Origin of the sequence: Streptomyces sp. NPDC048269 (assembly GCF_040652395.1) — a bacterium.
GTDB lineage: Bacteria > Actinomycetota > Actinomycetes > Streptomycetales > Streptomycetaceae > Streptomyces.
The window spans coordinates 220954-247100 of the sequence record NZ_JBEZLW010000005.1 but is presented as its reverse complement, the minus strand read 5'-3'; the positions used below and the strand labels follow the sequence as shown (position 1 = coordinate 247100).

Here is a 26147-nt window from a genome sequence, read left to right as displayed (position 1 = left end):
ACTCTGGTACCACCAGTGGTGCTACCACCAGCGGTACCGCTTTGGTATGGCGATGAACCTGCGTCTGCGTGACGACCAGCAAGAGGCCCTCAAGCTCCGTGCGGAGGAGGAGGGCCGGAGCATGCACGCGATAGTGCTCCAGGCGATCGACCGCTACCTCGAGCAGGAGGCGGACCGCGAGACGGTCCGCCGACTGGGCGAGAAGTACGCCAAGGCGCACGCCGACCTGCTGCGCCGCCTGGGGGAGTGAGCGAAGTATTTGACCGTCCAGGAAGCCCTGGACCTGGCTGAGCTTGCCATGGCGGGGCAGCATGTCGCGGTGCGCGACCTGGGCCTGCTCAGCTCTGCGGTGCACCGGCCGCAGTCCCAGATGTTCGGTGTCGAGGCGTACACGGACCTGTTCGAGAAGGCTGCCGCACTACTCCAGTCGCTCGCCGTGAACTACCCCCTGGTGGACGGCAACAAGCCCATGGCGTGGATGTGCACGGTCGTCTTCCTCGACGTCAACGGCACCGACATGGTCGACGTCGATCAGGACGAGGCGTACAAACTGGTGATCGAGGTGGCCACCGGCAGTCTTGAGGACGTGGCGCAGATCGCGCGCCGACTGAGGGCCCTGCACGAAACGATGTGACGCTCGCCGCACCCGCCGAGGTCACGGGCCTGTCCCTCCGCGAGGGGCGGGCCCGTCCCGGTAGGGTGGCCCGGTTGTCCTACGTACGACTGCCCGTACCAGTACGCGAGTACGCCGAGAGCCCGAACCGGAGACCGTGACTACTACCGCCTCCCACCACCTCTCACCCGCCTTCCCCGGCCGTGCCCCCTGGGGTACCGCCAGCGCGCTGCGTGCCTGGCAGCAGGGGGCGCTGGACCGCTACATCCAGACCCAGCCACGGGACTTCCTCGCGGTCGCCACGCCCGGCGCCGGAAAGACCACCTTCGCGCTGACCCTCGCGTCCTGGCTGCTGCACCACCACGTCGTGCAGCAGGTGACGGTGGTCGCGCCGACCGAGCACCTGAAGAAGCAGTGGGCGGAGGCGGCGGCGCGGATAGGCATCCGGCTGGATCCCGAGTACTCCGCCGGGCCGCTCAGCAAGGACTACCACGGCGTCGCGGTCACGTACGCGGGTGTCGGCGTACGGCCCATGCTGCACCGCAACCGCTGCGAGCAGCGCAAGACCCTGGTGATCCTCGACGAGATCCACCACGCCGGCGACTCGAAGTCCTGGGGCGAGGCCTGCCTGGAGGCCTTCGACCCGGCGACCCGCCGCCTGGCCCTGACCGGCACCCCCTTCCGGTCCGACACGAACCCCATCCCCTTCGTCACGTACGAAGAGGGGAACGACGGGATCCGGCGGTCCTCCGCCGACTACACCTACGGGTACGGGAACGCGCTGGGGGACGGGGTCGTCCGGCCCGTCATCTTCCTCTCGTACAGCGGGAACATGCGCTGGCGGACCAAGGCGGGCGACGAGATCGCCGCCCGGCTCGGCGAGCCGATGACCAAGGACGCCATCTCGCAGGCCTGGCGCACGGCCCTGGACCCCCGCGGCGACTGGATGCCGAACGTGCTGCGCGCCGCCGACCAGCGGCTGACCGAGGTCAGGAAGGGCATCCCGGACGCGGGCGGCCTGGTCATCGCCTCCGACCAGGACTCGGCGCGCGCCTACGCCAAGCTGCTGCGGGAGATCACCGGCAGCAAGGCGACCGTCGTGCTCTCCGACGACACCGGCGCGTCCAAGCGGATCGACGAGTTCAGCGCGGACGGCAGCCGCTGGATGGTCGCGGTCCGGATGGTGTCCGAGGGCGTCGACGTGCCCCGGCTGGCCGTCGGGGTGTACGCCACGACCATTTCCACCCCGCTGTTCTTCGCGCAGGCCGTCGGGCGCTTCGTGCGATCGCGCAGACGTGGCGAGACCGCGTCCGTGTTCCTTCCGACCATCCCCTACCTCCTCGGCTTCGCGAACGAGATGGAGGTCGAGCGCGACCACGTCCTCGACAAGCCGAAGAAGCAGGGTGAGGACGACCCGTACGCCGAGTCCGAGAAGGAGATGGACGAGGCGAACCGGCAGGAGGACGAGGACACCGGCGAGGACGAGCAGATGTCCTTCGAGGCGCTGGAGTCCGACGCGGTCTTCGACCGGGTCCTCTACGACGGCGCCGAGTTCGGCATGCAGGCGCACCCGGGCAGCGAGGAGGAGCAGGACTACCTCGGCATCCCCGGACTGCTGGAGCCGGACCAGGTGCAGATGCTGCTGCAGAAGCGCCAGTCGCGGCAGATCGCGCACAGCCGGCGCAAGCCGGACGCGGAGGCGGACCTGCTGGAGCTGCCGGCCGACCGGCGGCCCGTGGTCTCGCACAAGGAACTGCTGGAACTGCGCAAGTCGCTGAACACGATGGTGGGCGCGTACGTCCACCAGAGCGGCAAGCCGCACGGCGTCATCCACACGGAGCTGCGCCGCGTGTGCGGCGGGCCGCCGAGCGCGGAGGCGACGGCGGGTCAGCTGCGCGAGCGGATCAAGAAGGTGCAGGAGTGGGCCACCCGGATGCGGTGATCCGTTCCCGCGGCTTCCCACAGGAGTGAGTTGGGGTCCGTACGGAGCTTCGTACGGACCCCGTGGAAATCCGCGGTCACGAAACGACTCCGGAGGCGGTCACGAAACGACTCCGGAGGCGGTCAGGAAACGGCATAAAGGGGTAGTGCGCGCCCGGATTCTGGACGAGGCCTTCCGCTGAGCGGACCTGCTCGCTACTGTCCCCGCATCGAACGCACCGTGGCAGCGCCGCCGCGGGAGCGCAGCCGGTGCAATGGCCGCTACCGGCGGCCTCTCCGTGCGCCGCCGCGGGACCGGCGGCGTGCCACCCCGAGAGTCACCGCCGCCCACCGAAAGAGGGAGAGGCGTCGTGACCGCGGAAACCTCCCAGACTCTCGACAGAGGGCTCAGAGTCCTCAAACTGCTCGCCGACACCGACCACGGTCTGACCGTCACCGAGCTCTCCAACCGCCTCGGTGTGAACCGCACCGTGGTCTACCGGCTCCTCGCCACCCTGGAGCAGCACGCCCTGGTCCGTCGTGACCTCGGCGGCCGGGCCCGGGTCGGGCTCGGCGTGCTGCGGCTCGGCCGGCAGGTGCATCCGCTCGTACGCGAGGCCGCCCTGCCCGCGCTGCGGTCCCTCGCCGAGGACATAGGCGCCACCGCGCACCTGACCCTCGTCGACGGCACCGAGGCGCTCGCCGTCGCCGTCGTGGAGCCGACCTGGACGGACTACCACGTGGCCTACCGGGCCGGCTTCCGCCACCCGCTGGACCGCGGGGCCGCCGGGCGGGCCATTCTGGCCGCCCGTCAGGGCTCGCTGATCGAGCCGGGGTACACGCTGACCCACGGGGAGCTGGAGGCGGGCGCCAGTGGCGCTGCCGCGCCGCTCGTGGGGATCACCGGGCTGGAGGGCAGTGTCGGGGTCGTGATGCTGGCCGACGCGGTGCCCGAGCGGGTCGGGCCGCGGGTGGTCGACGCGGCGCGTGAGGTCGCGGACGCCCTTCGCTAGCCGCGGGCCCGGCGGTGTCTCCCGGTGCCGCCGCCGGTTCGGTGCCGCCGGTTCGGTGCCGGGTGCGGCGCCGTTGCCGGGGGTGCTGCCCCCGTGCCCCCGCGTCTCGAACGCCGGCGGGCCGGGTGTGGCTCGGCTGGGGGATCGGGGCTCCGCCCCGGGCCCCGGCTTCAAGCGCCGGCGGGGCTGGACGTGCCCGGCCGGGGGGTGGGTGGACGGGCCGATAGATTGGGGGCGTGCTCTCTCGTCTCTTTCGTCTGCGGCGTTCCGCCGCCCTGGCCGTCTGCGCCGTGCCCGTGCTCGGGCTGTTCGCCGTCGCGGTCTTCGCGCCGTTGCCCTTCGTGGTCGCCCAGCCGGGGCTCACGGCCGACGTGCTGGGCGAGCGGGACGGCAAGGCCGTCATCGCGGTCAGCGGCGCCCCGGCCCGGCAGACCACGGGGCAGCTCCGCATGACCACCATCCAGGCCACCGGCCCGTCCACGACGGTGAACCTGCCCGAACTCCTCGACAACTGGTTCGACGCCTCCCGGGCCGTCCTGCCCAAGGAGGCCGTCTACTCCTCGGGCGGAACCGACAAGGAGATCGAGCAGCACAATCTGGAGGAAATGGCCAAATCCCAGTCGACGGCCGCGCAGGCGGCCCTCGGCTACCTCCGCAAGGACCCCAAGGACGTGAAGGTCGAGCTGAACCTCGCCGACGTCGGCGGTCCCAGCGCCGGGCTCCTCTTCTCCCTCGGCATCGTCGACAAGCTCGACGGCGACGGCAGCGGCGGCGACCTCACCGGCGGACGCACCATCGCCGGTACGGGAACCATCGACGCGGACGGCGCGGTCGGCGCGGTCGGCGGAGTGGCCCTGAAGACCCAGGCCGCGCGGCGCGACGGGGCGAGCGTGTTCCTCGTACCGAAGGCCGAGTGCTCCGACGCGCGGTCGGAACTCCCCGACGGCCTCCAACTCGTCCCCGTCACCTCGCTGACAGATGCGGTGGACGCCCTTCGCGCACTGAACCGGGGAGAGCCGGCTCCGTCCTGCTGACGAAGCTCACACCGCGTCACCTCGTCCTATCGACTGTCGTCCTCGGCGGCCTGTTCGACCAGGGGGATGATCCGCAGGGGCACGGGATTCTCCATGACGATCGCCGTCGAGGCCCGGACGATGCCATCAAAACCGACAACGCGGTCGATCACCCGCTGGAGATCCGCGTTGGACCGGGCCACGAGCCGGCACAGCATGTCCCCGTGCCCCGTGGTGGTGTGCAGCTCCAGCACCTCCGGCACACCGTCCAAGTGGGCCCGTACGTCGGCCCCTTGCCCCTGCTTGATCTCCAGGGTGGCGAAGGCCGTCACCGGGTACCCGAGGGCCGTCGGATCGACCTGCGGGCCGAAGCCGCAGATGACTCCGTTCGACTGGAGCCGGTCGAGACGGGCCTGCACGGTCCCGCGTGCCACCCCCAGGCGGCGCGAGGCCTCCAGGACGCCGATGCGGGGCTCGCGGGCGAGCAGGACGATCAGCCGGCCGTCGAGGTCGTCGATTCCCATGAGTACGCTCCGGTGTCCTCAGAGGTGGTCATAGTGCACAGATGTTTCAACCATCCTCCGCTCAAGCTGGGCACTCTGTACAGCCAAACAGGAAACTATTGCGCAGCTTGTGGATCGGCGGGACTCTGCGGTCATGACTGAGACCCTCGACACCACCCCGCACACCGCGCGTGAGGCAGACCCCTTCCCGGTGAAGGGCATGGACGCGGTCGTCTTCGCCGTCGGCAACGCCAAGCAGGCCGCGCACTACTACTCGACCGCCTTCGGCATGAAGCTCGTCGCCTACTCCGGACCGGAGAACGGCGTCCGCGAGACCGCCAGCTACGTCCTGACCAACGGCGGCGCCCGCTTCGTGCTGACCTCCGTCATCAAGGCGACGACGGACCGCGGCCGCTTCCTCGCCGAGCACGTCGCCGACCACGGCGACGGCGTGATCGACCTGGCCATCGAGGTCCCCGACGTGCGGGCGGCGTACGCGTACGCCGTCGAGCACGGCGCGCGCGGCCTGGACGAGCCGTACGAGGTCAAGGACGAGCACGGCACGGTCGTGCTGGCCGCGATCGCCACGTACGGCCAGACCCGCCACACGCTGGTCCAGCGCGGGGACTACACCGGCCCGTACCTGCCGGGCTTCGTCGCCGTCGACCCGATGGTCGAGCCGCCGGCCAAGCGCACCTTCCAGGCCATCGACCACTGCGTGGGCAACGTCGAGCTCGGCCGCATGAACGAGTGGGTCGCCTTCTACAACAAGGTCATGGGCTTCACGAACATGAAGGAGTTCGTGGGCGACGACATCGCGACCGAGTACTCGGCGCTGATGTCCAAGGTGGTCGCGGACGGCACCCTGAAGGTGAAGTTCCCGATCAACGAGCCGGCGATCGCGAAGAAGAAGTCGCAGATCGACGAGTACCTGGAGTTCTACGGCGGCGCGGGCGTCCAGCACATCGCGCTGGCCACGAACGACATCGTGGCGACCGTGCGGTCCATGCGGGCCGCGGGCGTGCAGTTCCTCGACACCCCCGACTCGTACTACGACACGCTCGGCGAGTGGGCGGGCGAGACCCGCGTCCCCGTCGAGACCCTGCGCGAGCTCAAGATCCTCGTCGACCGCGACGAGGACGGCTACCTGCTGCAGATCTTCACCAAGCCGGTGCAGGACAGGCCGACGGTCTTCTTCGAGATGATCGAGCGGCACGGCTCGATGGGCTTCGGCAAGGGCAACTTCAAGGCCCTGTTCGAGGCGATCGAGCGCGAGCAGGCGAAGCGCGGCAACCTCTAGGCAGCGAAGCCCGGCCCCCGGCTCCCGCCACTCCGGCTCCGCCGGGGGTCCGGGTCGAGCGCCGTTGCCGGGGGCGCTGCCCCCGAACCCCCACGCCCCGAACGCCGGCGGGGGCGGGATGGCCTGACGCCGCCCACCTGGCGCCGGTGCGGCGCCGTGGCCGGGGCTCCGCCCCGGACCTCGCGCCTCAAACGCCGCCGGGGCTGAAGCGGGCCGGGGGCGCCCGCCACGCTGGGTGCGGCGCGGTCCCCGGAGGGCAATCCAGCCCGCACCAGGCAGGCGGCGTCAGCCAAATCCAGCCCGCCGGCGTTTGAGGCGCCGGGGGTCCCCCCGACGGAGTCTGGGGGAGGGTCCGGGGCGGAGCCCCAGGTCTTCGAGCCGCGCCGGCGATCGAGGCGGGGTACGGGCAGCGCCGCGGGACCCTGCGCGGCGGATCGTCAGGCGGACGACGCCGAGGCCGACGCGGACGGCTTCGGCGTCGGGTCCGCCGGTGGCGGCGGCGTCGGCGTCGGTTTGGCGGCCTTCGGCAGTTCCGGGGCGACCCACGGCGCGGTCGGCTGCAGGTGTTCCGGACCGCCCGGCGGCGGCTGCCCGATCGCCGCCAGGGCCTCCTTCGCCAGCGGCCCCCGCAGCGGCGAGAAGTGCGGGTTCGTGCGCATCGCCTCCTCCAGGTGGCGCCGCGTCGCGGCCTCGTCGCCGAGGCCGCGCTCGATCATCGCCCGGTGGTAAGCGAACTCCGCGCTCCGCAGCCCCGGTTCCGTCGCCTTCTTCGCGTACTCCAGCGCCGCCACGTCCTCGCCCGCCTTGTGCAGCGCCCAGCCCAGCGCGTCCGCGACCGGCATGCTCTTGTGCCGCTCCCACTCCTCCGACAGCCGGCGCACCGCCGCCGCCGGATCCCCGTGGTCCGCCTCGTACAGGCCCAGTACCACGTCGTCGTCCACGCCGTTCGTGTTGTCCCGCGCCGCCAGCGCGCCCAGCATGTCGTACGGCACGCGCGCCTCCTGCTCCCGTCCCAGCGACTCCAGCAGCTCGCCCAGCTCCCGCGCCAGCTGCGGCACCGGCGTCCGCCCCAGCGCCAGCCGGTAGTCCCGCACGGCCTCCCCGGGCCGCCCCAGCGCGGCCAGCGCCCTGGCCCGGCCGCCCAGCGCCTCCGCCTGCCCCGGATCCGTCCGCAGCGAGCCCTCGTACTGGGCCAGTGCCTCCGCCGCGTCGCCCCGCTCCCAGGCCAGCTCCCCGAGCCGGAACAGCGCGTACGCCTTCTCCGCCGGGGCCTTCGCCGCGCCCGCCGCGTGCTCCATCGACATCGCCGCGTCCTCGCGCCAGCCCCGGTCCCGGTAGACCTGCGAGGCCCTGATGTACGCCGCCAGGCCCGGCCGGAGCTCCATCAGCTGCTCCATCGCCGTCTGCGCGGCCTTGTAGTCGCCCAGACCGGTGTACGCGTCCACGAGCAGCGGGTACGCCGCCCACCGCTTCGGCGCCTGCGCCCGTACGAGCTCTCCCCACTTCTTGCCGGTCCCGAAGTCCCGCCGGGCGTTGGCCAGCGCGCCCATGCCCGTCATCGCGTCGAAGTTGCCCTTCTCGGCGGGGCGGGCCTCCAGCGACCGCTTCAGCGCCTTCTCCGCCTTCGGGAACCAGCCCGAGTCCGCCGAGCGCCGCGCCAGTTCCAGGTACGCGGCGCCGAGGACCGCCCACGCGGCCTCGTCGTCCGGGTGCGCCGCGACCCACTTCTCCCGGTCCGCGACCAGCGCCGCCAGGTCCACCGCGGCCGCGGGCGCGCCCATGCCGACCGCCGCCGCAGCCCGCTCGCTCGGTCCCGGCGGGCGGGCGTCGTCACCGCCGCGGGCGGGCCGGATCAGCAGGGCCCCCGCGATCAGGACCACCGCGACCGCGGCCGCCACGAGCGTCTTGCGGCCGGTGAAGGTCACGGGCGGCGCCGGGGTCTGCGCTTCCTCGTCGATACGGTCGATACGGTCCATGCGCTCACTGTGCGTCAATATGAAGAGCACGCCGAGATGTCCGAAGCCGGTCGCGGCCGTGTTCACACCGATGGTCCCCCAGCTACCACTGGGAAGGTGCCCCCACCCGGTGCCACGCTGGACCCATGGATGACGATCTCTCCGCCCGTCTGCGCACACGCCTGCTGGCAGGGCTGCCCGCCGAGGCCCTGCTCACCGATCCCCAGGTGACCGCCTCCTACGCCACCGACATGGCCGGCTTCTGCGCCGCCGGCACCCCGGCCGTCGTCGTCCTGCCCCGGACCGTCGAACAGGTCCGGCACGTCATGCGCACCGCCACCGCCCTACAGGTCCCCGTGGTCCCGCAGGGCGCCCGCACGGGCCTGTCGGGCGCCGCCAGCGCCTCCGACGGCTGCATCGTGCTCTCGCTCGTCAAGATGGACCGGATCCTGGAGGTCTCCGCCGTCGACCGGATCGCCGTCGTCGAGCCGGGCGTCGTCAACGCCGTGCTCTCGCGGGCCGTCGCCGAACAGGGCCTGTACTACCCGCCCGACCCCTCCAGCTGGGAACAGTGCACCATCGGCGGCAACATCGGCACCGCCTCCGGCGGGCTGTGCTGCGTCAAGTACGGGGTCACCGCCGAGTACGTCCTCGGCCTCGACGTGGTCCTGGCCGACGGACGGCTGCTGAGCACGGGCCGGCGTACCGCCAAGGGCGTCGCCGGATACGACCTCACCCGGCTCTTCGTCGGCTCCGAGGGCAGCCTCGGCGTCGTCGTCCAGGCCGTCCTCGCCCTGCGGCCCGCGCCACCCCGGCAGCTCGCGCTGGCCGCCGAGTTCCCCTCCGCCGCGGCCGCCTGCGCGGCCGTCTGCGCCGTCATGGAAGCGGGGCTGACACCCTCCCTGCTGGAGCTGATGGACCGCACGACCGTCCGGGCCGTCAACGCGCTCGGCAAGATGGGACTGCCCGACACCACCGAGGCCCTGCTGCTCGCCGCCTTCGACACCCCGCACGCCCCCGAGGACCTCGCGGCGGTGGGGAAGCTCTGCACGGCCGCCGGCGCCACCGCCGTGGTGCCCGCCGAGGACGAGGCCGAGTCCGAACTGCTGCTCCAGGCGCGCCGGATGTCGCTGACCGCCCTGGAGACGCTACGGCCCGCCACGATGATCGACGACGTGTGCGTACCGCGCTCCCGGCTCGCCGAGATGCTGGACGGGACGGCCGCCATCGCCCGCTCGCACGACCTGCTCATCGGGGTCTGCGCGCACGCGGGCGACGGCAACACGCACCCCGTGGTCTGCTTCGACCCGGCCGACGAGGACGAGACGCGACGGGCGCGCGAGTCCTTCGACGCGATCATGGCGCTCGGACTGGAGCTTGGCGGGACGATCACCGGCGAACACGGCGTCGGGATCCTGAAGAAGGAGTGGCTCGCCCGCGAACTCGGCCCGGTCGGCCTGGAGATGCACCGCGCCGTCAAACAGGCCTTCGACCCGCTGGGCCTGCTCAATCCGGGCAAGCTCTTCTGACGGCATCACAGCTCCCCGTCCGCCGACTCGTCCGACGGCCAGGGGTCGCGCAGCCACAGCTCGTCGGCCGGGGCCGGGGTGAGCAGTTCGGCCAGGGCCGCGTCCAGGCCGAGCCGCTCGGCCTCGGTGCCGGGCGGGACGATGCGCAGGGTGCGCTCCAGCCAGGCCGACACGGAGGTGGCGGGGGCCTCCAGCAGAGCGTCGCCGTCGGGCGAGCTGAGGGCCATGCAGAGCACGGCCTTGTTGTCGATCTTGGTGGGCCAGATCCGGACGTCGCCGTGCCCGCACGGGCGGAACACGCCCTCGACCAGCAGCTCGCGGGCGAACGTCCAGTTGACGGGGGCGCTGGAGCCGGTGTGGAAGGTGATGTGGACGGCGTACGGGTCGTCCGTGAGGTAGAGGAGCCGGGCGGGTACGGGGATGCTGCGCTCGGGGGACAGGACCAGCTTCAGTTCCAGCTCGCGCTCGATGACGGGGTGGTGCATGACGGCCTCACTTCGGTTCGGTGCCCGGGGCCGGATAGCGCCCCACACCCGGAGAGAGCTCTGGTGTACCCGGGTATGACGCGACTTCGGGTGGGGAATCGAAGGTTGGCCGAATTCTGTCGGGTGACCGAAAACATTCGCATGGCCCGAGGTTCGCTCAAAGGTTGACAATCTCCCGTTACCCGGGCTCTCGGGGGGCGGTTCTTGGCTATGGTCCTGCCCTGCACATGCCTCAAGCCACGATCGGAGTTGGGGACATTGACGGCCTCCCCTGGTGACGGCGAGCACGCGGCCCGCGAGGGCTACTACCCGGATCCCTCCATCCCCGGGTACGTCCGGTACTGGAACGGTGCCGCCTGGGTTCCGGGTACGAGCCGTCCTGCCCCTGCCCCTGCCCCCGCCGCGCCCGTCGAGGAGACGGGGCCGGTGTTCCTGGACCGGACGTCGGTGACGGAGGCGCCGGCGGCGCCCGCACCCGAACCGGAACGGGAACCGGAGGCGGAACCGGAGATTCGGCCGGTCGCTGGGCCGGTCGCCGAGCGGGTCGCCGAGCAGGCAGTGTGGCAGGCCGACCGCGTCCACCAGGCCGGATTCGGCGGCCCGCGCGACCACCGCGTCTCGTGGGGCAGCCCGCCGGAACCGGCGGCCGCGGCTCCGGCCCCGGGCCCCGGCATCTCCCTGGCCCGTACGCCGTCCGCCGCGGCGGACGGCGCACCGGTCCAGCGGTTCCCGGCCCAGGCCGCGGCCGGGATCCTGTCGGCCCGCTCCCCGGCGGCGGCACCGGCTCCCTCTCCGGCACCGGTTTCCACCCAGGCACCGGCTTCCACCCGGGCCCCTGTTCAGGCGTGGCCCGACGCCCCCGGTGGCAGCGGCTCCGGCGGGTCCGGCCTGACGACCTCCTGGCCCGAGGCGGCGGCCGCCCCGGCGGCGCCCCCGTCCGAGTCGGTCCGTCCGGCGCGGCCGCGTCCCGAGCCCGCCGAGCCCGCCGAACCGTCCCGGCGGGAAGCGCCCGTACGACGCTCCCCGGCTCCGGCCCCGGCCGCGTCCCGGCCGGGCCCCGCCAGGGCCGCCGCCCCCGCCGAGGCCCCGCCGGCCGAGGCGTCCCGGCCCGAGCCCTGGCACCCCCGGACCGGCGGAGCCCGTCCCTCGGCTCCGGCGAGCAGGCCGGCCGCCCCGGCCGAGCCCCGGTCCGAGGAGACCCGTACGCCCCGGGCCGTGTTCGAGCGGATGGCCGAGCGGGCCGTACGCCCCGCCGCGTTGGTGCGCCGGGCCGTGGCCCGCGCCCTGGACTCCCTGGTCCTCGCGGCGGTCGCGGCGGCCGCCGCGCGGCCCCTCCTGCCCGCCGCCACCGCCCACATCCAGGACAAGGTGGACGCCGCCCGGACCAGCGGCCGCACCACCACCGTCTGGCTGTTCGACGGCACCATCGCCGGCCAGATCGGCCTGGTCCTCGGCGCGGTCCTGCTCTTCGGCGTCTTCTACGAGGCCCTGCCCACCGCCCGTTGGGGCCGCACCCCGGGCAAGAAGCTGCTCGGCGTCCGGGTGCTGGCCACCGCCACCCTGCGCCCGCCCACCTTCGGCGCGGCCCTGCGCCGCTGGCTGGTGTTCGCGCTCCTCGGCCTCCCGGGCTGCCTCTGGTGCCTCGTGGACCGCCCGCGCCGCCAGGCCTGGCACGACAAGGCGGCCAAGACGTACGTGGCCCGCTGAGCCCCGCCGAGCCCCCCGGGACGGGCCCGTCCCCCGGATGGACAGCCTCCCGTTGCGGGGTCGGCGGAGTCGGGTTCGACTCGGGCCATGAGTACCGATCAGCCGCCGCCCGGCGAGCCGCCCGAGGAAGACCCGTTCCTCAAGAAGCCCCAGGAACCGACGCCTCCGTCGGGCGGTTCGCCGTACGACGCATCTCCACCCGGTGGCGGTGGCGGGTATCCGCCCCCGCCCCCCGGAGGCGGCGGTGGTGGCGGATACCCGCCACCCCCGCCCCCGTACGGAGGTGGCGGCGACCCGTACGGCGGTGGCGGCGGCTACGGCATGCCCGATCCGCTCGCCGGGATGCCCCCGCTCGCCGACTTCGGCAAGCGGCTCGCCGCCCGCATCATCGACGTGGTGATCATCGCCGTGCCGCTGTTCCTCATCCAGCTGGCGTTCGGCACGAACCGGTACACCGTCGAGACGAACAAGGGCGAGGACGTCACCGAGGTCATCACCAAGTCCTACAGCGGCAGCGGCCTGATCATGACGCTGATCTCGATCGTCGCGTACGTCGGCTACGACTGGTGGTTCACCAAGAAGAGCGGGCAGACCGTCGGCAAGAAGGCGATGGGCCTGCGCGTGGCGATGCTCAACGACGGCAGCGTCCCGCAGTCGAACCCGGCGCTCGCCCGGGCCGCCGTCCTCTGGCTGCCGACGCTGATCTGCTGCTTCTGCCTGTGGCCGATCGCGCTGGTGATCTCGATCCTCGTCGACAAGCCGTACAAGCAGGGCCTGCACGACAAGGTCGGCAGGACGGTGGTGGTCCAGGCGACCTGAGGCCCGCCGGGGCCCTGTCGGGCTCAGAGTTCAGGGCTCAGTGGTGAACGGAGTGTTCGGCGGCGGCCGCTCGGGGTTCCGGTACCCGGGTGGCCGCCGGCGCGTCCGCGTAGGAGACGCGGGAGGGGGCGGACGCGGGGGCCGGGGCTGCGGTGGCCGCAGGAGCGCCCGTAGGGGCCGCGTGGCGGCCGCGGCGCCTGGGGTGGGGCACGGTGACGGCGACGAGCAGACCGAGCCCCAGGGCGGCCGCGGAGATGACCGCGATCCCGAGCCCCGTACTCGTCTGCGAGAGCAGCAGCATGGCGATCGTCGACACGACGACGGTGGCGGACCCGTAGGCGAGCTGTGCGGCAGTCGGACGCGGCATGGCGATATCCGTCCTCAGGGAGGGGAGGGGGAGTCGGCTCAACTAGGTCGCGCGTCAAGTGACTCTACGACGGGGAATGCCCGAGAGGAACCGCCGGTAAGCGTGACCTAACCCACGGTGCCGGAGCACGGGGGGCGCACGGGGTCATTCTTCGCACCGCGCCCTGCCCGAAATGCCGTGCTGAGGCATGTGGGGGGCGGGCGGGAAGCACCCTTCGCCCCGTATGGCGGCCGAACGTCCGAATAGCGGAACTCGCTGACCGCATAGTGCAGTTGTAAGGAACAAGTCAAGGTCTGTCTTTTCTCTCGACTCTCCGGTCAAATGTCGTCACTTGAGACGCGCGCCGCGCGGAACCCCCCGCTCCTATGGAGAAGTTCCGACCTACGTTGCGGCCGCGGGAGGGGAACGACATCAAGTGACCAGCAATTCCGCCCGTCGGCGTGCGCTTCGTGCTGCCGCCGTCACCGTGACCATGGCCGCCTGCGCGACCAGTGCCACCTTCTTCACCGTCACCGCAGCCCAGGCCAACCCCAGTCCGCTCGGGGCGCCCGCCGCCGACCGGCAGGACCCGACCGCTCCTGCCAAGGTCGTCGAGCACGACCTGAAGGGCCCGTTCAGCGAGCAGCAGGCGGCGCAGCGCAAGGCTGCTCTCGACCAGGTGCTGGCCGGCAAGAAGGGCGTCGAGCAGCGCGGCGCCTCCAAGGTCGTCAAGCTCGACGACAAGAAGTACGTCGAGCTCGGCCGTGAGAAGACCGACAAGATCTTCACGATCCTCGTCGAGTTCGGCGACCAGGTCGACAACACGACCATGTTCGACCCGGACGGCCCCGGCCCGAAGCCTGCCGTTCCGAAGTACGGCGGCACCCCCGGGCCGATGCACAACACGATCGCCCAGCCCGACCGCGCCGGCGACAACAGCACCGCCTGGCGCAAGGACTTCAGCCGCGACTACTTCCAGGACCTGTACTTCGCTACCGGTCAGGGCAAGGACTCGCTGAAGACCTACTACGAGAAGACCTCCTCGGGCCGTTACTCGGTCGAGGGCGAGGTCGCCGACTGGGTCAAGGTCCCGTACAACGAGGGTCGTTACGGCTCCAACTACTGCGGCCAGACCAACTGCTCCAACGTCTGGGACACCGTCAAGGACGGCGTCACGGCGTGGACCGAGGCCCAGAAGAAGGCCGGGAAGACCGACGCCCAGATCAAGGCGCAGCTGGCCCAGTACGACCAGTGGGACCGCTACGACTTCGACGGCGACGGCAACTTCAACGAGCCCGACGGCTACATCGACCACTTCCAGATCGTCCACGCGGGCGAGGACGAGTCGGCCGGCGGCGGCGTGCAGGGCACGACCGCGCTGTGGGCCCACCGCTGGTACGCCTACGGCACCGCGGCCGGCAAGACCGGCCCGGACAACAACAAGGCCGGCGGTACCCAGATCGGTGACACCGGCATCTGGGTCGGCGACTACACGATGCAGCCGGAGAACGGCGGCCTCGGCGTCTTCGCGCACGAGTACGGCCACGACCTCGGTCTGCCGGACCTCTACGACACCTCCGGTGGCGGCGACAACTCGGTCGGCTTCTGGTCCCTGATGTCGGCCGGTTCCTGGCTCGGCACGGGCAAGGACTCCATAGGCGACCTCCCGGGCGACATGACCGCCTGGGACAAGCTCCAGCTGGGCTGGCTGAACTACGACAAGGCCAAGGCCGCGACGAAGTCCACCCACAAGCTGGGCGTTTCGGAGTTCAACACCAGCGACAAGCAGGCGCTGGTCGTCGAGCTGCCGAAGAAGCAGGTCAAGACCGACGTCGTCGCTCCCGCCGAGGGCTCCTCGCAGTGGTGGAGCAACATGGGTGACGACCTCAAGAACACCCTCACCCGGTCGGTCGACCTGACGGGCAAGACGTCCGCCGCGCTGTCCCTCAAGGGCTGGTGGGACATCGAGGCCGACTACGACTTCCTCTACACCGAGGTGTCCACGGACGGCGGCGCCAACTGGACCGCCCTCGCCGGCACCGCCGACGGCACGGCCATCCCGGCCGACGCCTCCGGCAGCCCGTCGCTGACCGGTGTCTCGGGCGCCTGGAAGAACCTGAACTTCCCGCTCGACGCCTACGCGGGCAAGAAGATCGACCTCCGCTTCCGCTACCAGACGGACGGCGGCGCGGGCGGCAAGGGCTTCACGGCCGACGCCGTCACCCTGACCGCGGACGGCTCCGCGCTGTTCACCGACGGCGCCGAGAACGGCGACAACGGCTGGACCGGCAAGGGCTTCTCGCGCATCGGCGCCGGCTTCACCAAGGAGTACGCGCAGTACTACCTGGCCGAGAACCGCCGCTACGTCTCGTACGACAAGACCCTCCAGGTCGGCCCGTACAACTTCGGCTTCGGCAACACCAAGCCGGACTGGGTCGAGCACTACCCGTACCAGGACGGTCTGCTCATCTGGCAGTGGGACACCTCCCAGAAGGACAACAACACCAGCCAGCACCCGGGCCAGGGTCTGATCCTGCCGATCGACGCCAACGCCAAGCCCATGAAGTGGGCGGACGGCACCCTGCTGCGGAACAAGATCCAGCCGTACGACGCGACGTTCAGCGCCTACTCGACGGACGCGTTCACGCTGCACAAGAACGGCGAGGCGCTGTTCCTGAAGCCGAAGCCCGCCAACCTGGTCTTCGACGACCACAAGGGCAAGTACTACTACGACGAGAACCCGACCGGCTCGGTGAAGGTCACTGACACCAACACCAAGATCAAGATCGCCAAGGAGACCTACGACGGTCTCGTCATGACGGTCGAGGTCGGCCCCTCCTCGAAGTAATTCGGTAAAACCGCAGGTCAAAGCATGATCGGCCGTCGCCCCCTAGCGGGCGGCGGCCGATCGCGTTTAGATGCGCGGTACGAGTTTCTTATTGACGGGGGAGATGACTGCCGTGCCCGGTGGAGGTTTCGTCAGATTGCCAGGCGGCAGCGTGGTGGTCGCGCTCACGCTGCCCAGGCCGTCCGGAGAGTGTGGAAATGTCCGCGTGCTGGTGCATGCCGCGAACCGTGCCCGCGCCCTGACCAGGCTGCGGAACCTCGGCATGCGGGCGGTGTACCTGCGGGGCAACGCCCAGCCTCCGACCCCGGACGAGGTCACGGCCGTCCTGCACCACCCGGACGGCCTGCTGTGGCGCGGCGCGCCCGACCGCGCCCAGGAGCTCTGGCACCCCATCCGGGCCCTGCTGGGCACCCCCTAGAGGGCCCCGGGCCGGGCCGTGGCCCCCTAGAGGGCGCCCTGGCCCGTCTGGCCGCCGATCAGGGCCACGCCGGCCGCACGGAGCTCGTCCAGGGCCCGTGCGGTGGTGTGCGGGGCCACGGCGGCCGTCAGGTCCAGCAGCACGCGGGTGGTGAAGCCGGCGCGGGCCGCGTCCAGGGCGGTGGCCCTGACGCAGTGGTCGGTGGCGATCCCCACCACGTCCACCTCGGTGACGTGCCGCTCCCGCAGCCAGTCGGTGAGCCCGACGCCGTTCTCGTCGGTGCCCTCGAACCCGCTGTACGCGGCCTCGTACGCGCCCTTGTCGAAGACGGCGGCGACGGAGCCCGATGCCACGGCCGGGGCGAAGTTCGGGTGGAACCCCACGCCCTCGGTCCCGGCGACGCAGTGCACGGGCCAGGAGGTCTCGTAGTCCGGCTCGGCCGGGGGGTGCGCGAAGTGGCCGCCGGGGTCGATGTGGTGGTCACGGGTGGCGACGACGTGCCGGTAACCGGGGGTGGCCTGCCCGATGAGCTCGGTGATGGCGGCGGCGACGTCGGCCCCGCCGGCGACTGCGAGGCTGCCGCCTTCGCAGAAGTCGTTCTGTACGTCGACGACGATCAGTGCGCGGTGCATGACGTGTCCTTCGGCTCGTGGTGGTGTGCGGCGGCGGGGCCCCGCGGGGGCTCTTCCCCCACCCCGCCCCTTCCCGAAACTGGGGCTCTGCCCCATGCCCGTACGGCGCTGCGCGCCCGCGCCCCCGAACGCCGCGCGGGCCGATTCAGCCCCCGGGGCCCCGGACGGAGTCCTGGGGCGTGTGAGGCCCGGAGGGCCTGCGGCGGAGCCCCGGCGCCGGTGTCGCGTCCGCCGCTACGCGTACTCCGTCGGGATCACGGCTTCGCCGCGCGAGAGCTGCATCGCGGAGAGCGGAAGCGCGGCGCGGGCAGCGCGGTGGCGCTCACGCGCGGCCTCGAGCGGCTCGCGGGCGACCACCTCGCCGCCCTTCACCAGCTCGACCAGCAGCTGCGAGTCGGCCAGGGCGGACGGCACCGGCCCCGTCCCGACGACCTCGGCCTCGGCGACGCCCTCCGCGTCGAGCCGCCGGGCCGCCCACTTGCGCCCGCCGATCGAGGTCTTCCCGCCGGTGGACTTCTTCGCCACCGGCAGCAGCGGCGCCTTCGGGTCCGCCGACGTCGCCCGCGCCACCAGCTTGTAGACCATCGAGCACGTCGGGTGCCCGCTGCCCGTCACCAGCTGCGTGCCCACCCCGTACGCGTCAACCGGTGCCGCCGCGAGCGAGGCGATGGCGTACTCGTCCAGGTCCGAGGTGACAACGATCTTCGTCCCGGTCGCGCCCAGCTCGTCCAGCTGCTGCCGCACCCGGTGGGCCACCAGCAGCAGGTCGCCCGAGTCGATGCGGACCGCACCCAGCCCGGTGCCGGCGATCTCCACGGCCGTCCGTACGGCCTCGGCCACGTCGTACGTGTCCACCAGCAGCGTCGTCCCGCCGCCCAGCGAGGCCACCTGCGCGGTGAACGCGTCGCGCTCGCTGTCGTGCACCAGGGTGAAGGCGTGGGCGCTCGTGCCGACCGTGGGGATCCCGTACCGGAAGCCGGCCGCGAGGTCCGAGGTCGAGGTGAAGCCGCCCACGTACGCGGCCCGCGCCGAGGCCACCGCGGCCAGCTCGTGCGTGCGCCGCGCGCCCATCTCGATCAGCGGGCGCTCGCCGGCCGCCGAGGACATGCGGGAAGCCGCCGCCGCGATCGCCGAGTCGTGGTTCAGGATCGACAGGATCACGGTCTCCAGCAGCACGCACTCGGCGAAGCTGCCCTCGACCCGCAGGATCGGCGAGCCGGGGAAGTAGACCTCCCCCTCCGGATAGCCCCAGATGTCGCCCGAGAAGCGGTACGAGGACAGCCAGTCCAGGGTCCGCATGTCGACGACGGCCCGCTCGCGCAGGAATTCCAGCACCGCGCTGTCGAAGCGGAAGTTCTCCACCGCGTCGAGCACCCGGCCGGTGCCGCCCACCACGCCGTAGCGACGCCCCTCGGGCAGCCGGCGGGTGAACGCCTCGAAGACCGAGCGGCGGCCGGCGGTGCCGTTCGCCAGGGCGGCCTGCAGCATCGTGAGCTCGTAATGGTCCGTGAAGAGCGCTGTCGACGGCACGTCCACCGGCAGGCCCAGGTCCGCAGGGTTCATGACACGGATGCTAGCGCACATTTCGTCAAAGTGACGAGATGTAGGACCCGTTTGTGCGACCGGGCCGTCACGGTGGCAGCATGGGACAAGTGAGTGTTGCTCCCGTAGAGATCGAACGCACCGAGTCGGCCGAAGAGACCTTCGCGGTCCCGGAACCCGACGTCCCCTGGGTGACCCTGGTGCACAACGACCCGGTCAACCTCATGAGCTACGTGGCGTACGTGTTCCAGGCGTACTTCGGCTACTCGAAGGACGTGGCGCACAAGCTGATGCTCGACGTACACCACAAGGGACGGGCGGTCGTGTCCAGCGGCAGCCGCGAGGAAATGGAGCGCGACGTGCAGGCCATGCACGGCTACGGCCTGTGGGCGACCCTCTCCCAGGACCGCACCTGATGGGCGGCACGTTCCAGTCCCGCAAGGGCGGCGGCGCGACCATCGCGCTCGAGGAGATCGAGATCTCCATCCTGCGGTCCCTGGCCGTCCAGCTGCTGGAGCTGATCGGGCCGGGCGAGCCGGAGCCCGCCGAGGACGCGGACCCGCTGGCCGCTCTGTTCGCCGCCGACGGCCCGACCGAGCCCCCGTCCGACCCGGCACTGGCACGGCTCTTCCCCGACGCGTACGGCGGGCCGGGCGCGGAGCCCGCGGAGGACCCCGAGGAGCTGCGCGCCCGCTCGGCGGAGTTCCGCCGCTTCACCGAGAACGACCTGCGCACCCGCAAGCGGGAGGACGCGCTGGCCGTCGTACGCAGCCTGGACGGGCTCACGCCGGCCGGCGACGGGGCGGCGGTCCTGGAGCTGACCGGGGAGCTGCCGCTGCGCTGGCTCGGCGCCCTCAACGACCTGCGGCTGACCCTCGCGGCCCGGCTCGACATCACCGAGGACGACGAGAGCGAGGCGCTCTTCCGGCTGCCGGACGACGATCCGCGCAAGCCGATGGTGATGGCGTACCTCTGGCTCGGCGGTCTCCAGGAGACCCTCATCGAGACCCTCTGAGAAGTGACTGCGCCCCGTAGCGCCGGCCTTTCAGCCGTCGCCCCCGGCGGCGTCAAGCCCCGAGATGTCGGAGCATGACCCTGGCGGGTGACTCCGGCCTACTGGAGGTGCGGGCCTCACCGGAATCCCCGGAAGGAACAGAGGCACCGGGCGCACAAGGCGCCGAATCACCGCCAGTGGGAGGAAGTCCATGTCTCGCATCACCCGGAAGAGGTCCGTCCGTCTGAGCATCGTGGCGATGGTGGCCGCGGCGGCCGCAGGAGGCGCCGTCCTCCCCGCCACGACGGCGATGGCGGCCCCATCGGCCGCGGTGAGCGTGGCCCCGGCCGCCGACGACCCTGACGAGGACGACGCCACGGGCGAGGAGATCCGTCCGGAGACGATCCTCGAGGACGGTCTGGGTCCCGCGGAGGACGACACCACGGGGGAGGAGATCCGTCCGGAGACGATCCTCGAGGACGGTCTGGGTCCCGCTGAGGACACGGTGACCGACGACGACGCCTCGGACGACGGCGCCTCGGACGACGGCGCCTCGGACGACGGCGCCTCGGACGACGGCGCCTCGGACGACGGCGCCTCGGACGACGGCGCCTCGGACGACGACGGCAGCGCGGACAGCGGCGGGGCGGACGAGTGACAGCGGTGGCGGCCTCTGATTGAGCGACCGCTCGACGATCTTCCGTGAACTCCCGCCACCGTTCGCTCAGCGGACGCTCAAATCCGGATAACGATCAGATCACCGTGATGCGGTGATCTGATCCAGTTCAGGACCCTTGTCCTGAAATGCCTGTGCCCTGCGTCACATTCCCCGCCCTCGGTCCCCGTAAGCACGTGATAAATCTTCACGACCGCCGACGGGACGCCACCCATGTCCCGCGGCTTGCTTGAACCGGCTGACCGCCGGGTGCAACTCCATCCGTATCCGGGGGGATCGAGGACCCGATCCGCAGCCTGCAGCAGGCGCGGGTCGGCGTGGAGAAAGGCGCACCAAGAATGACCTCTGTGCAGGTCGAGCAGCACGGCAAGACGCCCGGCGAGGGCACTCAGGGCGACGGCGACGGCGAGGGTTACCACCGCGCACTCGGCGCCCGCCAGATCCAGATGATCGCGATCGGCGGAGCCATCGGCACCGGCCTCTTCCTGGGCGCGGGCAAGGCCATCTCCAAGGCCGGACCGAGCCTGATCCTGGCCTACGCGATCGCGGGCCTGGTCATCTTCTTCATCATGCGGGCCCTGGGCGAGCTGCTCATGTACCGCCCCGTCTCCGGTTCGTTCTCGGACTACGCCCGCGAGTTCCTGGGCCCGTTCTGGGGTTACGCGACCGGCTGGACGTACTGGCTCTTCTGGGTGGTCACCGGCATCACCGAGGTCACCGCGGCCGCCAAGTACATGTCGTACTGGACCCACGACAGCTTCCCGCAGTGGGCGTACGCGCTGATCTTCACCGTCATCCTCTACGGCGCCAACCTGATCTCCGTGAAGCTCTTCGGTGAGCTGGAGTTCTGGTTCTCCATGGTCAAGGTCACCGCCATCGTCGGCATGATCCTGATCTGCGCCGGCATCCTCACCATCGGCTTCTCCGACGCCGCCGCCACCGCCTCCGTCTCCAACCTGTGGAGCGACCGCGGCTTCTTCCCCAACGGCATCGGCGAGACGCTGATGACGCTGCAGATCGTGATGTTCGCCTTCCTCGCGGTCGAGCTGGTCGGCGTCACCGCCGGCGAGTCCAAGGACCCCGAGAAGACCCTGCCCAAGGCCATCAACACCGTGCCGTGGCGCATCGCCGTCTTCTACGTCGGCGCGCTCATCATGATCATGTCGGTCATCCCGTGGTCGAACTTCAAGGCGGGCGAGAGCCCGTTCGTGCTGGCCTTCGAGAAGATGGGCCTCGGCGTCGGCGCCGCGATCGTCAACTTCGTCGTCCTGACCGCCGCCCTGTCCTCCTGCAACTCCGGCATGTACTCCACCGGCCGCATGCTGCGCGACCTCGCCCTCAACGGCCAGGGCCCGAAGTTCTTCACCAAGCTCACCAAGAGCGGCACCCCGCTCGTGGGCACCACCTTCTCCGCCGGGCTGATGCTGGTGGGCGTCTGGATCAACTACGTCGCCCCGGGCAAGGCCTTCGACTACGTCGTCTCCTTCGCCACCATCTCCGGCATGTGGGCCTGGATCATGATCCTGGTCTGCCAGATCCGCTACCGCGCCAAGGCCGACCGCGGCGAGCTCCCGCAGTCCGCCTTCCGCGCCCCCGGCGCCCCGTGGAGCAGCTGGTTCGCGCTGCTCTTCATCGGCATGGTCATCGTGATGATGGGCATCGACAAGGACTCCCGCGTCTCGCTGTACTGCGCCCCGCTGTGGGGTCTGATCCTCGGTGTGTCCTACCTGGTCCTCAAGGCCCGCAACCCGGCCGGCGCCGCCTTCAACAAGGCCGCCTGACCCAGGTCCCACCGCAGGTCTGTCCACCATTCGGGCCCACCCGTACCACGCCTCGGTACGGGTGGGCCCGTCTGCTTATCCTGTCGCTCATGCTGACCCTCACCCAGGCCCTGTACGACCAGATCGTCGAGCACGCCCGCCAGGACCACCCCGACGAGGCGTGCGGTGTCGTGGCCGGCCCGGCGGGCACCGACCGCCCGGAGCGCTTCATCCCGATGCTCAACGCGGCCCGCTCGCCCACGTTCTACGAGTTCGACTCGAAGGACCTGCTGAAGCTCTACCGCGAGCTGGACGACCGTGACGAAGAGCCGGTGATCGTCTACCACTCGCACACGGCGACCGAGGCCTACCCCTCGCGTACGGACATCACGTACGCGAACGAGCCCGGCGCGCACTACGTACTGGTGTCGACGGCCGACAAGGACGGCCTCGGGGAGTTCCAGTTCCGCTCGTACCGGATCGTCGACGGTGTGATCACGGAGGAAGAAGTGCAGGTCGTCGAAGCCTACTGACCAGTATGTGAGCAGTCGGCGTCCATGATGCGGGATCCCACTCCAAACCGGGGAGCGGGAATCGTTAACATGACCGCATGGTTTCCCACGACGTGAGCATCGAGACGCCCGGCAGGCTGCTGCTCGTGGCGCGGCTGCACGTCGACCTGTGCCGCCTCGCCAGCGCCATCTGTCCTGCCGTCTGAGCACCAGAGCCCCGTAGCGCGGGGGGCCGACGAACCGCGCGCCTGACGTTGTCACGCCCTCCCTCACGATCCTTCACGACTGGAGCCAGCCATGGCCATCGAGGTCCGCATCCCCACCATCCTCCGCACCTACACCGACGGCGAGAAGTCCGTGTCCGGTGAGGGCGCGAACCTGGACGAGCTGTTCACCGACCTGGACACCCGCCACAAGGGCATCCGCGAGCGCATCGTCGACGAATCGAAGGGCGGCGAGCTGCGCCGCTTCGTGAACGTCTACCTCAACGACGAGGACGTCCGCTTCCTCGCCGGCATCACCACCGAACTCACGGACGGCGACAGCGTCACCATCCTTCCGGCCGTCGCCGGCGGATCGAAGTAATGCGCTACGACTCCCCGCTGGCCGCGGTCGGCAACACGCCGCTCGTCCGGCTGCCCCGGCTGTCGCCCTCGGACGACGTCCGCATCTGGGCGAAGCTGGAGGACCGCAACCCGACCGGCTCGATCAAGGACCGCCCCGCGCTCCACATGGTCGAGCAGGCGGAGAAGGACGGCCGGCTGTACCCCGGCTGCACCATCCTGGAGCCCACCTCCGGCAACACCGGCATCTCCCTGGCGATGGCGGCCAAGCTCAAGGGCTACCGCATCGTCTGCGTGATGCCGGAGAACACCTCGCAGGAGCGCCGGGACCTTCTCGCCATGTGGGGAGCCGAGATCATCTCGTCGCCCGCCGCCGGCGGCTCGAACACCGCGGTGCGGGTGGCCAAGGAACTGGCGGCGGAGCACCCCGACTGGGTGATGCTCTACCAGTACGGCAACCCGGACAACGCGGGCGCGCACTACGCGACGACGGGCCCCGAGATCCTCGCCGACCTGCCCTCGATCACCCACTTCGTGGCGGGCCTGGGCACGACCGGCACCCTGATGGGCGTCGGCCGCTACCTGCGCGAGAACGTCGAAGGCATCAAGATCGTCGCGGCCGAGCCGCGCTACGACGACCTGGTGTACGGCCTGCGCAACCTGGACGAGGGCTTCGTCCCGGAGCTCTACGACGCGTCGGTCCTCACCACCCGCTTCTCGGTGGGCTCGGCGGACGCGGTCACCCGGACCCGGGAGCTCCTGCAGCTGGAGGGCATCTTCGCGGGTGTCTCCACCGGGGCCGCCCTGCACGCGGCGATCGGCGTCGGCCGCAAGGCGGTGGCCGCGGGCGAATCGGCGGACATCGTCTTCGTCGTGGCCGACGGCGGCTGGAAGTACCTGTCGACGGGCGTCTACACGGCCGCGACGACGGAAGAGGCGATCGACGTCCTCCAGGGCCAGCTCTGGGCGTAGCCGGCCGATGCCGGGGGGCCGGCCTCCGGACCCCCGCGCCTCGAACGCAGGCGGGGCTGAAATTGCGCTGCACGCAATCCAGCCCCGCCGGCGTTTGAGGCGCGGGGTCTGGGGCGGAGCCCCAGGGTCTTTGAGCCCCGCCGGCGTTCGAGGCGCGGGTATGGCCGGAGCCCGGCCTCGGGAAGGGGCGGGGCGGTCGGACGGGCCCCGCGCAGCGGCCGGCGCCGCCTAGTCCCGCAGCAGCTCCGCGAGCACCGCGGCGTGACTCGACGCCGGATCCTTGACCGCGGTCAGCAGCGTCACCGGCCCCGCCGCGGCCCACGCACGCAGCCGGTCCAGCTCCGCCACCACCTCCGGCTCGGCCAGCTCCGCCTCGTACCGCCGCCGGAACTCCCCGGCGGAGCCGCCCCCGTGGAACCACTTCCGCAGTTCCGTCGACGGGGCAACGGCCCGCGGCCACTCGTCCACCCCCGCCGCCTCCTTCGAAAGGCCCCGCGGCCACAGCCGGTCCACGAGCACGCGGACCCCGTCCGCTTCCGGCTCCGGCGGGTCGTACACACGCCGCAAACGGATCACCTGCCACCTCCGAGCCCCTTGACCTCGTCCCACACCGCCGGATCCAGCACCCCCACCCGGCCGCGCAACTCCCACAGCGACAGCTCCGCCGGCCGGTCCGCCTCCAGGAAGCTCGTCCGGCCCTGCGCCCCCACCGTTCCCGGCGGCAGCGGGATCACCCCGGCGCGCCGGTCGTCGTACTTGCCGGTGATCCACGCGACCCGCACCCGGTGGCCCCGTACCTGCGCCACCGCCAGGACCAGGCAGACCCGCCCGTCCACCAGGGACCACAGCTCACCCGGCCGCGGCCGCGGCGGCGGACCGGCGCCGTGCGCGGGCGGGGCCCGGCGGGGAAGTTCCGGTCGTTTCCCGGCGACCAGCACCACCAGCGCCACGGCCACGACCGCGGCCACCGCGGGCCACCAGGACGTGTCCATGTTTCGACCGTAGCCGTACGGGAACGCCCCGGCATGGCAACGTGTGGCAACACCCCTGCCCGCCGTCGCTCCCACGGGTGACAGGGCAGGTGATTCCCCCCACAACGGCCCGCCGTGGAGGAGCGACCGGCCGTTTCGCGCCTTACGCTCGACGCACGCACGGCCCGCATTCCGTCCACGGACCGTCCACGGAGGTTCACGCTCCATGAAGCTCACCGTCGTCGGCTGTTCGGGGTCGTTCCCGTCCGCGGAATCGGCCTGTTCGAGCTACCTCGTCGAGGCCGACGGCTTCCGGCTGCTCCTCGACATGGGCAACGGTGCCCTCGGCGAGCTGCAGCGCCACATCGGGCTCTACGACCTCGACGCGATCTTCCTCAGCCATCTGCACGCCGACCACTGCATCGACATGTGCGCGTACTTCGTCGCGCGCTTCTACCGGCACGAGGGCGGCCGCTGCGGCGCGATCCCCGTCTTCGGCCCCGAGGGCACCGAGAAGCGCCTGACCACCGCCTACGACGACGTGCCCGACGAGCGCTCGATGAGCGAGGTCTTCGACTTCCGCACGCTGAAGTCCGGCAGCTTCGAGATCGGCCCCTTCCAGGTCCGCACCGAGCGGGTCAGCCACCCCGTCGAGGCGTACGGCATCCGCGTCGAGCACGGCGGCCGCTCGCTCACGTACTCCGGGGACACCGGTACCTGCCCGGAGCTGGGCCTCCTCGCCGAGGGCACCGACCTCTTCCTCTGCGAGGCCTCCTTCACCCACGGCAAGGAGGACATCCCCGGCCTGCACCTCAACGGCCACGAGGCCGGGGAGTACGCGCGCGGCGGCCGGGTCGGCCGCCTCGTCCTCACCCACATCCCGCCGTGGACGGACGCGCGGCAGAACCTCGCCGACGCCCGCGCGGTCTACGACGGCCCGGTCGACCTGGCGTACTCGGGCGCCGTGTACGAGGTCTGAGGTGTCCGAGGTACGACGAAGCCCCCGCTCCTCCCTTCCGGGAGAGCGGGGGCTTCGTCGTATCCGAGGAGGTGAGG

At 71.4% G+C, this 26147-nt stretch carries 28 protein-coding genes; 20 read left to right on the top strand and 8 right to left on the bottom strand.

Annotation, left to right across the window (positions count from 1 at the left end; translation table 11 throughout):
• Window positions 1-52: 52 nt before the first annotated feature.
• From AB0D48_RS08315 to AB0D48_RS08295, 5 genes are all read left to right on the top strand, one after another.
• Window positions 53-250, top strand: a complete 198-nt coding sequence (locus AB0D48_RS08315; protein ID WP_362392104.1) for an Arc family DNA-binding protein — start codon at window positions 53-55, stop codon at window positions 248-250.
• A 9-nt stretch (window positions 251-259) separates the two neighbouring features.
• Window positions 260-634 (top strand): type II toxin-antitoxin system death-on-curing family toxin, encoded by a 375-nt coding sequence (locus AB0D48_RS08310; protein WP_362392102.1) that lies wholly within the window; start codon window positions 260-262, stop codon window positions 632-634.
• Window positions 635-770: 136 nt separating this feature from the next.
• Window positions 771-2555, top strand: a complete 1785-nt coding sequence (locus AB0D48_RS08305) for a DEAD/DEAH box helicase (protein WP_362392100.1) — start codon at window positions 771-773, stop codon at window positions 2553-2555.
• 349 nt (window positions 2556-2904) lie between these two features.
• Window positions 2905-3546, top strand: a complete 642-nt coding sequence (locus AB0D48_RS08300; protein WP_007264382.1) for a helix-turn-helix domain-containing protein — start codon at window positions 2905-2907, stop codon at window positions 3544-3546.
• A gap of 236 nt (window positions 3547-3782) precedes the next feature.
• Entirely contained in the window at window positions 3783-4580 is a 798-nt protein-coding gene (locus tag AB0D48_RS08295) for a S16 family serine protease (RefSeq protein ID WP_362392098.1), read from the top strand.
• A gap of 26 nt (window positions 4581-4606) precedes the next feature.
• On the opposite strand, the gene AB0D48_RS08290 is transcribed toward AB0D48_RS08295, so the two are convergent.
• On the bottom strand, window positions 4607-5083 hold the full coding sequence (locus AB0D48_RS08290; RefSeq protein ID WP_362392096.1) for an Lrp/AsnC family transcriptional regulator: 477 nt from the start codon (window positions 5081-5083) through the stop codon (window positions 4607-4609).
• Between the two features lie 133 nt (window positions 5084-5216).
• Between AB0D48_RS08290 and hppD the strand changes: the two genes are divergently transcribed.
• Complete coding sequence (gene hppD / locus AB0D48_RS08285; RefSeq protein WP_362392094.1) at window positions 5217-6362, top strand: 4-hydroxyphenylpyruvate dioxygenase; 1146 nt, start codon at window positions 5217-5219, stop codon at window positions 6360-6362.
• A 437-nt stretch (window positions 6363-6799) separates the two neighbouring features.
• Here hppD and AB0D48_RS08280 read toward each other — a convergent pair whose 3' ends face one another.
• Window positions 6800-8338: a tetratricopeptide repeat protein gene (locus AB0D48_RS08280; RefSeq protein WP_362392092.1), complete on the bottom strand. Its 1539-nt coding sequence runs from the start codon at window positions 8336-8338 to the stop codon at window positions 6800-6802.
• Window positions 8339-8463: 125 nt separating this feature from the next.
• Here AB0D48_RS08280 and AB0D48_RS08275 point away from each other — a divergent pair, with 125 nt between their 5' ends.
• A complete protein-coding gene (locus AB0D48_RS08275; RefSeq protein ID WP_362392090.1) occupies window positions 8464-9846 on the top strand; it encodes an FAD-linked oxidase C-terminal domain-containing protein in 1383 nt (460 codons plus the stop codon).
• Between the two features lie 5 nt (window positions 9847-9851).
• Here AB0D48_RS08275 and AB0D48_RS08270 read toward each other — a convergent pair whose 3' ends face one another.
• Window positions 9852-10331, bottom strand: coding sequence for an SsgA family sporulation/cell division regulator (locus tag AB0D48_RS08270; protein ID WP_362392088.1), 480 nt, complete (start codon window positions 10329-10331; stop codon window positions 9852-9854).
• Window positions 10332-10589: 258 nt separating this feature from the next.
• Between AB0D48_RS08270 and AB0D48_RS08265 the strand changes: the two genes are divergently transcribed.
• Together AB0D48_RS08265 and AB0D48_RS08260 are read left to right on the top strand one after the other, a co-directional pair.
• A complete protein-coding gene (locus tag AB0D48_RS08265) occupies window positions 10590-12038 on the top strand; it encodes an RDD family protein (RefSeq protein ID WP_362392086.1) in 1449 nt (482 codons plus the stop codon).
• A gap of 87 nt (window positions 12039-12125) precedes the next feature.
• Window positions 12126-12857, top strand: coding sequence for an RDD family protein (locus AB0D48_RS08260; protein WP_362392083.1), 732 nt, complete (start codon window positions 12126-12128; stop codon window positions 12855-12857).
• 37 nt (window positions 12858-12894) lie between these two features.
• Here AB0D48_RS08260 and AB0D48_RS08255 read toward each other — a convergent pair whose 3' ends face one another.
• On the bottom strand, window positions 12895-13224 hold the full coding sequence (locus tag AB0D48_RS08255) for a hypothetical protein (protein ID WP_362392081.1): 330 nt from the start codon (window positions 13222-13224) through the stop codon (window positions 12895-12897).
• Between the two features lie 472 nt (window positions 13225-13696).
• Between AB0D48_RS08255 and AB0D48_RS08250 the strand changes: the two genes are divergently transcribed.
• The gene (locus AB0D48_RS08250) at window positions 13697-16051 is read left to right on the top strand and encodes an immune inhibitor A domain-containing protein (RefSeq protein ID WP_362392325.1); all 2355 of its coding nucleotides are present in this window, start codon (window positions 13697-13699) and stop codon (window positions 16049-16051) included.
• A 112-nt stretch (window positions 16052-16163) separates the two neighbouring features.
• Window positions 16164-16469: a hypothetical protein gene (locus AB0D48_RS08245; RefSeq protein WP_362392079.1), complete on the top strand. Its 306-nt coding sequence runs from the start codon at window positions 16164-16166 to the stop codon at window positions 16467-16469.
• A 26-nt stretch (window positions 16470-16495) separates the two neighbouring features.
• Here the strand turns inward: AB0D48_RS08245 and AB0D48_RS08240 are convergent, their stop codons facing one another.
• Together AB0D48_RS08240 and AB0D48_RS08235 are read right to left on the bottom strand one after the other, a co-directional pair.
• Window positions 16496-17101, bottom strand: coding sequence for an isochorismatase family protein (locus AB0D48_RS08240; RefSeq protein ID WP_362392077.1), 606 nt, complete (start codon window positions 17099-17101; stop codon window positions 16496-16498).
• Between the two features lie 234 nt (window positions 17102-17335).
• Complete coding sequence (locus tag AB0D48_RS08235) at window positions 17336-18664, bottom strand: nicotinate phosphoribosyltransferase (protein ID WP_362392075.1); 1329 nt, start codon at window positions 18662-18664, stop codon at window positions 17336-17338.
• 80 nt (window positions 18665-18744) lie between these two features.
• On the opposite strand from AB0D48_RS08235, the gene clpS reads away from it, so the two are divergent.
• The 8 genes from clpS (at window position 18745) to AB0D48_RS08195 (ending at window position 24120) form a co-directional block, all read left to right on the top strand.
• Window positions 18745-19059: an ATP-dependent Clp protease adapter ClpS gene (clpS, locus tag AB0D48_RS08230; RefSeq protein WP_362392073.1), complete on the top strand. Its 315-nt coding sequence runs from the start codon at window positions 18745-18747 to the stop codon at window positions 19057-19059.
• Entirely contained in the window at window positions 19059-19658 is a 600-nt protein-coding gene (locus AB0D48_RS08225; protein WP_362392071.1) for a DUF2017 domain-containing protein, read from the top strand. The genes clpS and AB0D48_RS08225 overlap by 1 nt, the downstream gene beginning before the upstream one ends.
• 190 nt (window positions 19659-19848) lie before the next feature.
• Window positions 19849-20295, top strand: a complete 447-nt coding sequence (locus AB0D48_RS08220) for a hypothetical protein (RefSeq protein ID WP_362392069.1) — start codon at window positions 19849-19851, stop codon at window positions 20293-20295.
• A 356-nt stretch (window positions 20296-20651) separates the two neighbouring features.
• Window positions 20652-22094, top strand: a complete 1443-nt coding sequence (locus AB0D48_RS08215) for an amino acid permease (protein WP_362392067.1) — start codon at window positions 20652-20654, stop codon at window positions 22092-22094.
• 89 nt (window positions 22095-22183) lie between these two features.
• The gene (locus tag AB0D48_RS08210; RefSeq protein WP_362392065.1) at window positions 22184-22606 is read left to right on the top strand and encodes a M67 family metallopeptidase; all 423 of its coding nucleotides are present in this window, start codon (window positions 22184-22186) and stop codon (window positions 22604-22606) included.
• Window positions 22607-22683: 77 nt separating this feature from the next.
• Window positions 22684-22791, top strand: a complete 108-nt coding sequence (locus tag AB0D48_RS08205) for a putative leader peptide (protein WP_312847437.1) — start codon at window positions 22684-22686, stop codon at window positions 22789-22791.
• Between the two features lie 91 nt (window positions 22792-22882).
• Complete coding sequence (locus AB0D48_RS08200) at window positions 22883-23170, top strand: MoaD/ThiS family protein (RefSeq protein WP_362392063.1); 288 nt, start codon at window positions 22883-22885, stop codon at window positions 23168-23170.
• Complete coding sequence (locus AB0D48_RS08195) at window positions 23170-24120, top strand: cysteine synthase (protein ID WP_362392061.1); 951 nt, start codon at window positions 23170-23172, stop codon at window positions 24118-24120. Before AB0D48_RS08200 ends, AB0D48_RS08195 begins: the two co-directional genes overlap by 1 nt.
• Before the next feature lie 228 nt (window positions 24121-24348).
• Here AB0D48_RS08195 and AB0D48_RS08190 read toward each other — a convergent pair whose 3' ends face one another.
• The gene (locus AB0D48_RS08190; RefSeq protein WP_362392059.1) at window positions 24349-24696 is read right to left on the bottom strand and encodes a DUF488 family protein; all 348 of its coding nucleotides are present in this window, start codon (window positions 24694-24696) and stop codon (window positions 24349-24351) included.
• Window positions 24693-25112 carry a hypothetical protein gene (locus AB0D48_RS08185; RefSeq protein ID WP_362392057.1) on the bottom strand — a complete coding sequence of 140 codons (420 nt, stop codon included), beginning with the start codon at window positions 25110-25112 and terminating at the stop codon, window positions 24693-24695. The genes AB0D48_RS08190 and AB0D48_RS08185 overlap by 4 nt, the downstream gene beginning before the upstream one ends.
• A 205-nt stretch (window positions 25113-25317) precedes the next feature.
• On the opposite strand from AB0D48_RS08185, the gene AB0D48_RS08180 reads away from it, so the two are divergent.
• Window positions 25318-26070, top strand: coding sequence for an MBL fold metallo-hydrolase (locus tag AB0D48_RS08180; RefSeq protein WP_362392055.1), 753 nt, complete (start codon window positions 25318-25320; stop codon window positions 26068-26070).
• Window positions 26071-26147: the final 77 nt, after the last annotated feature.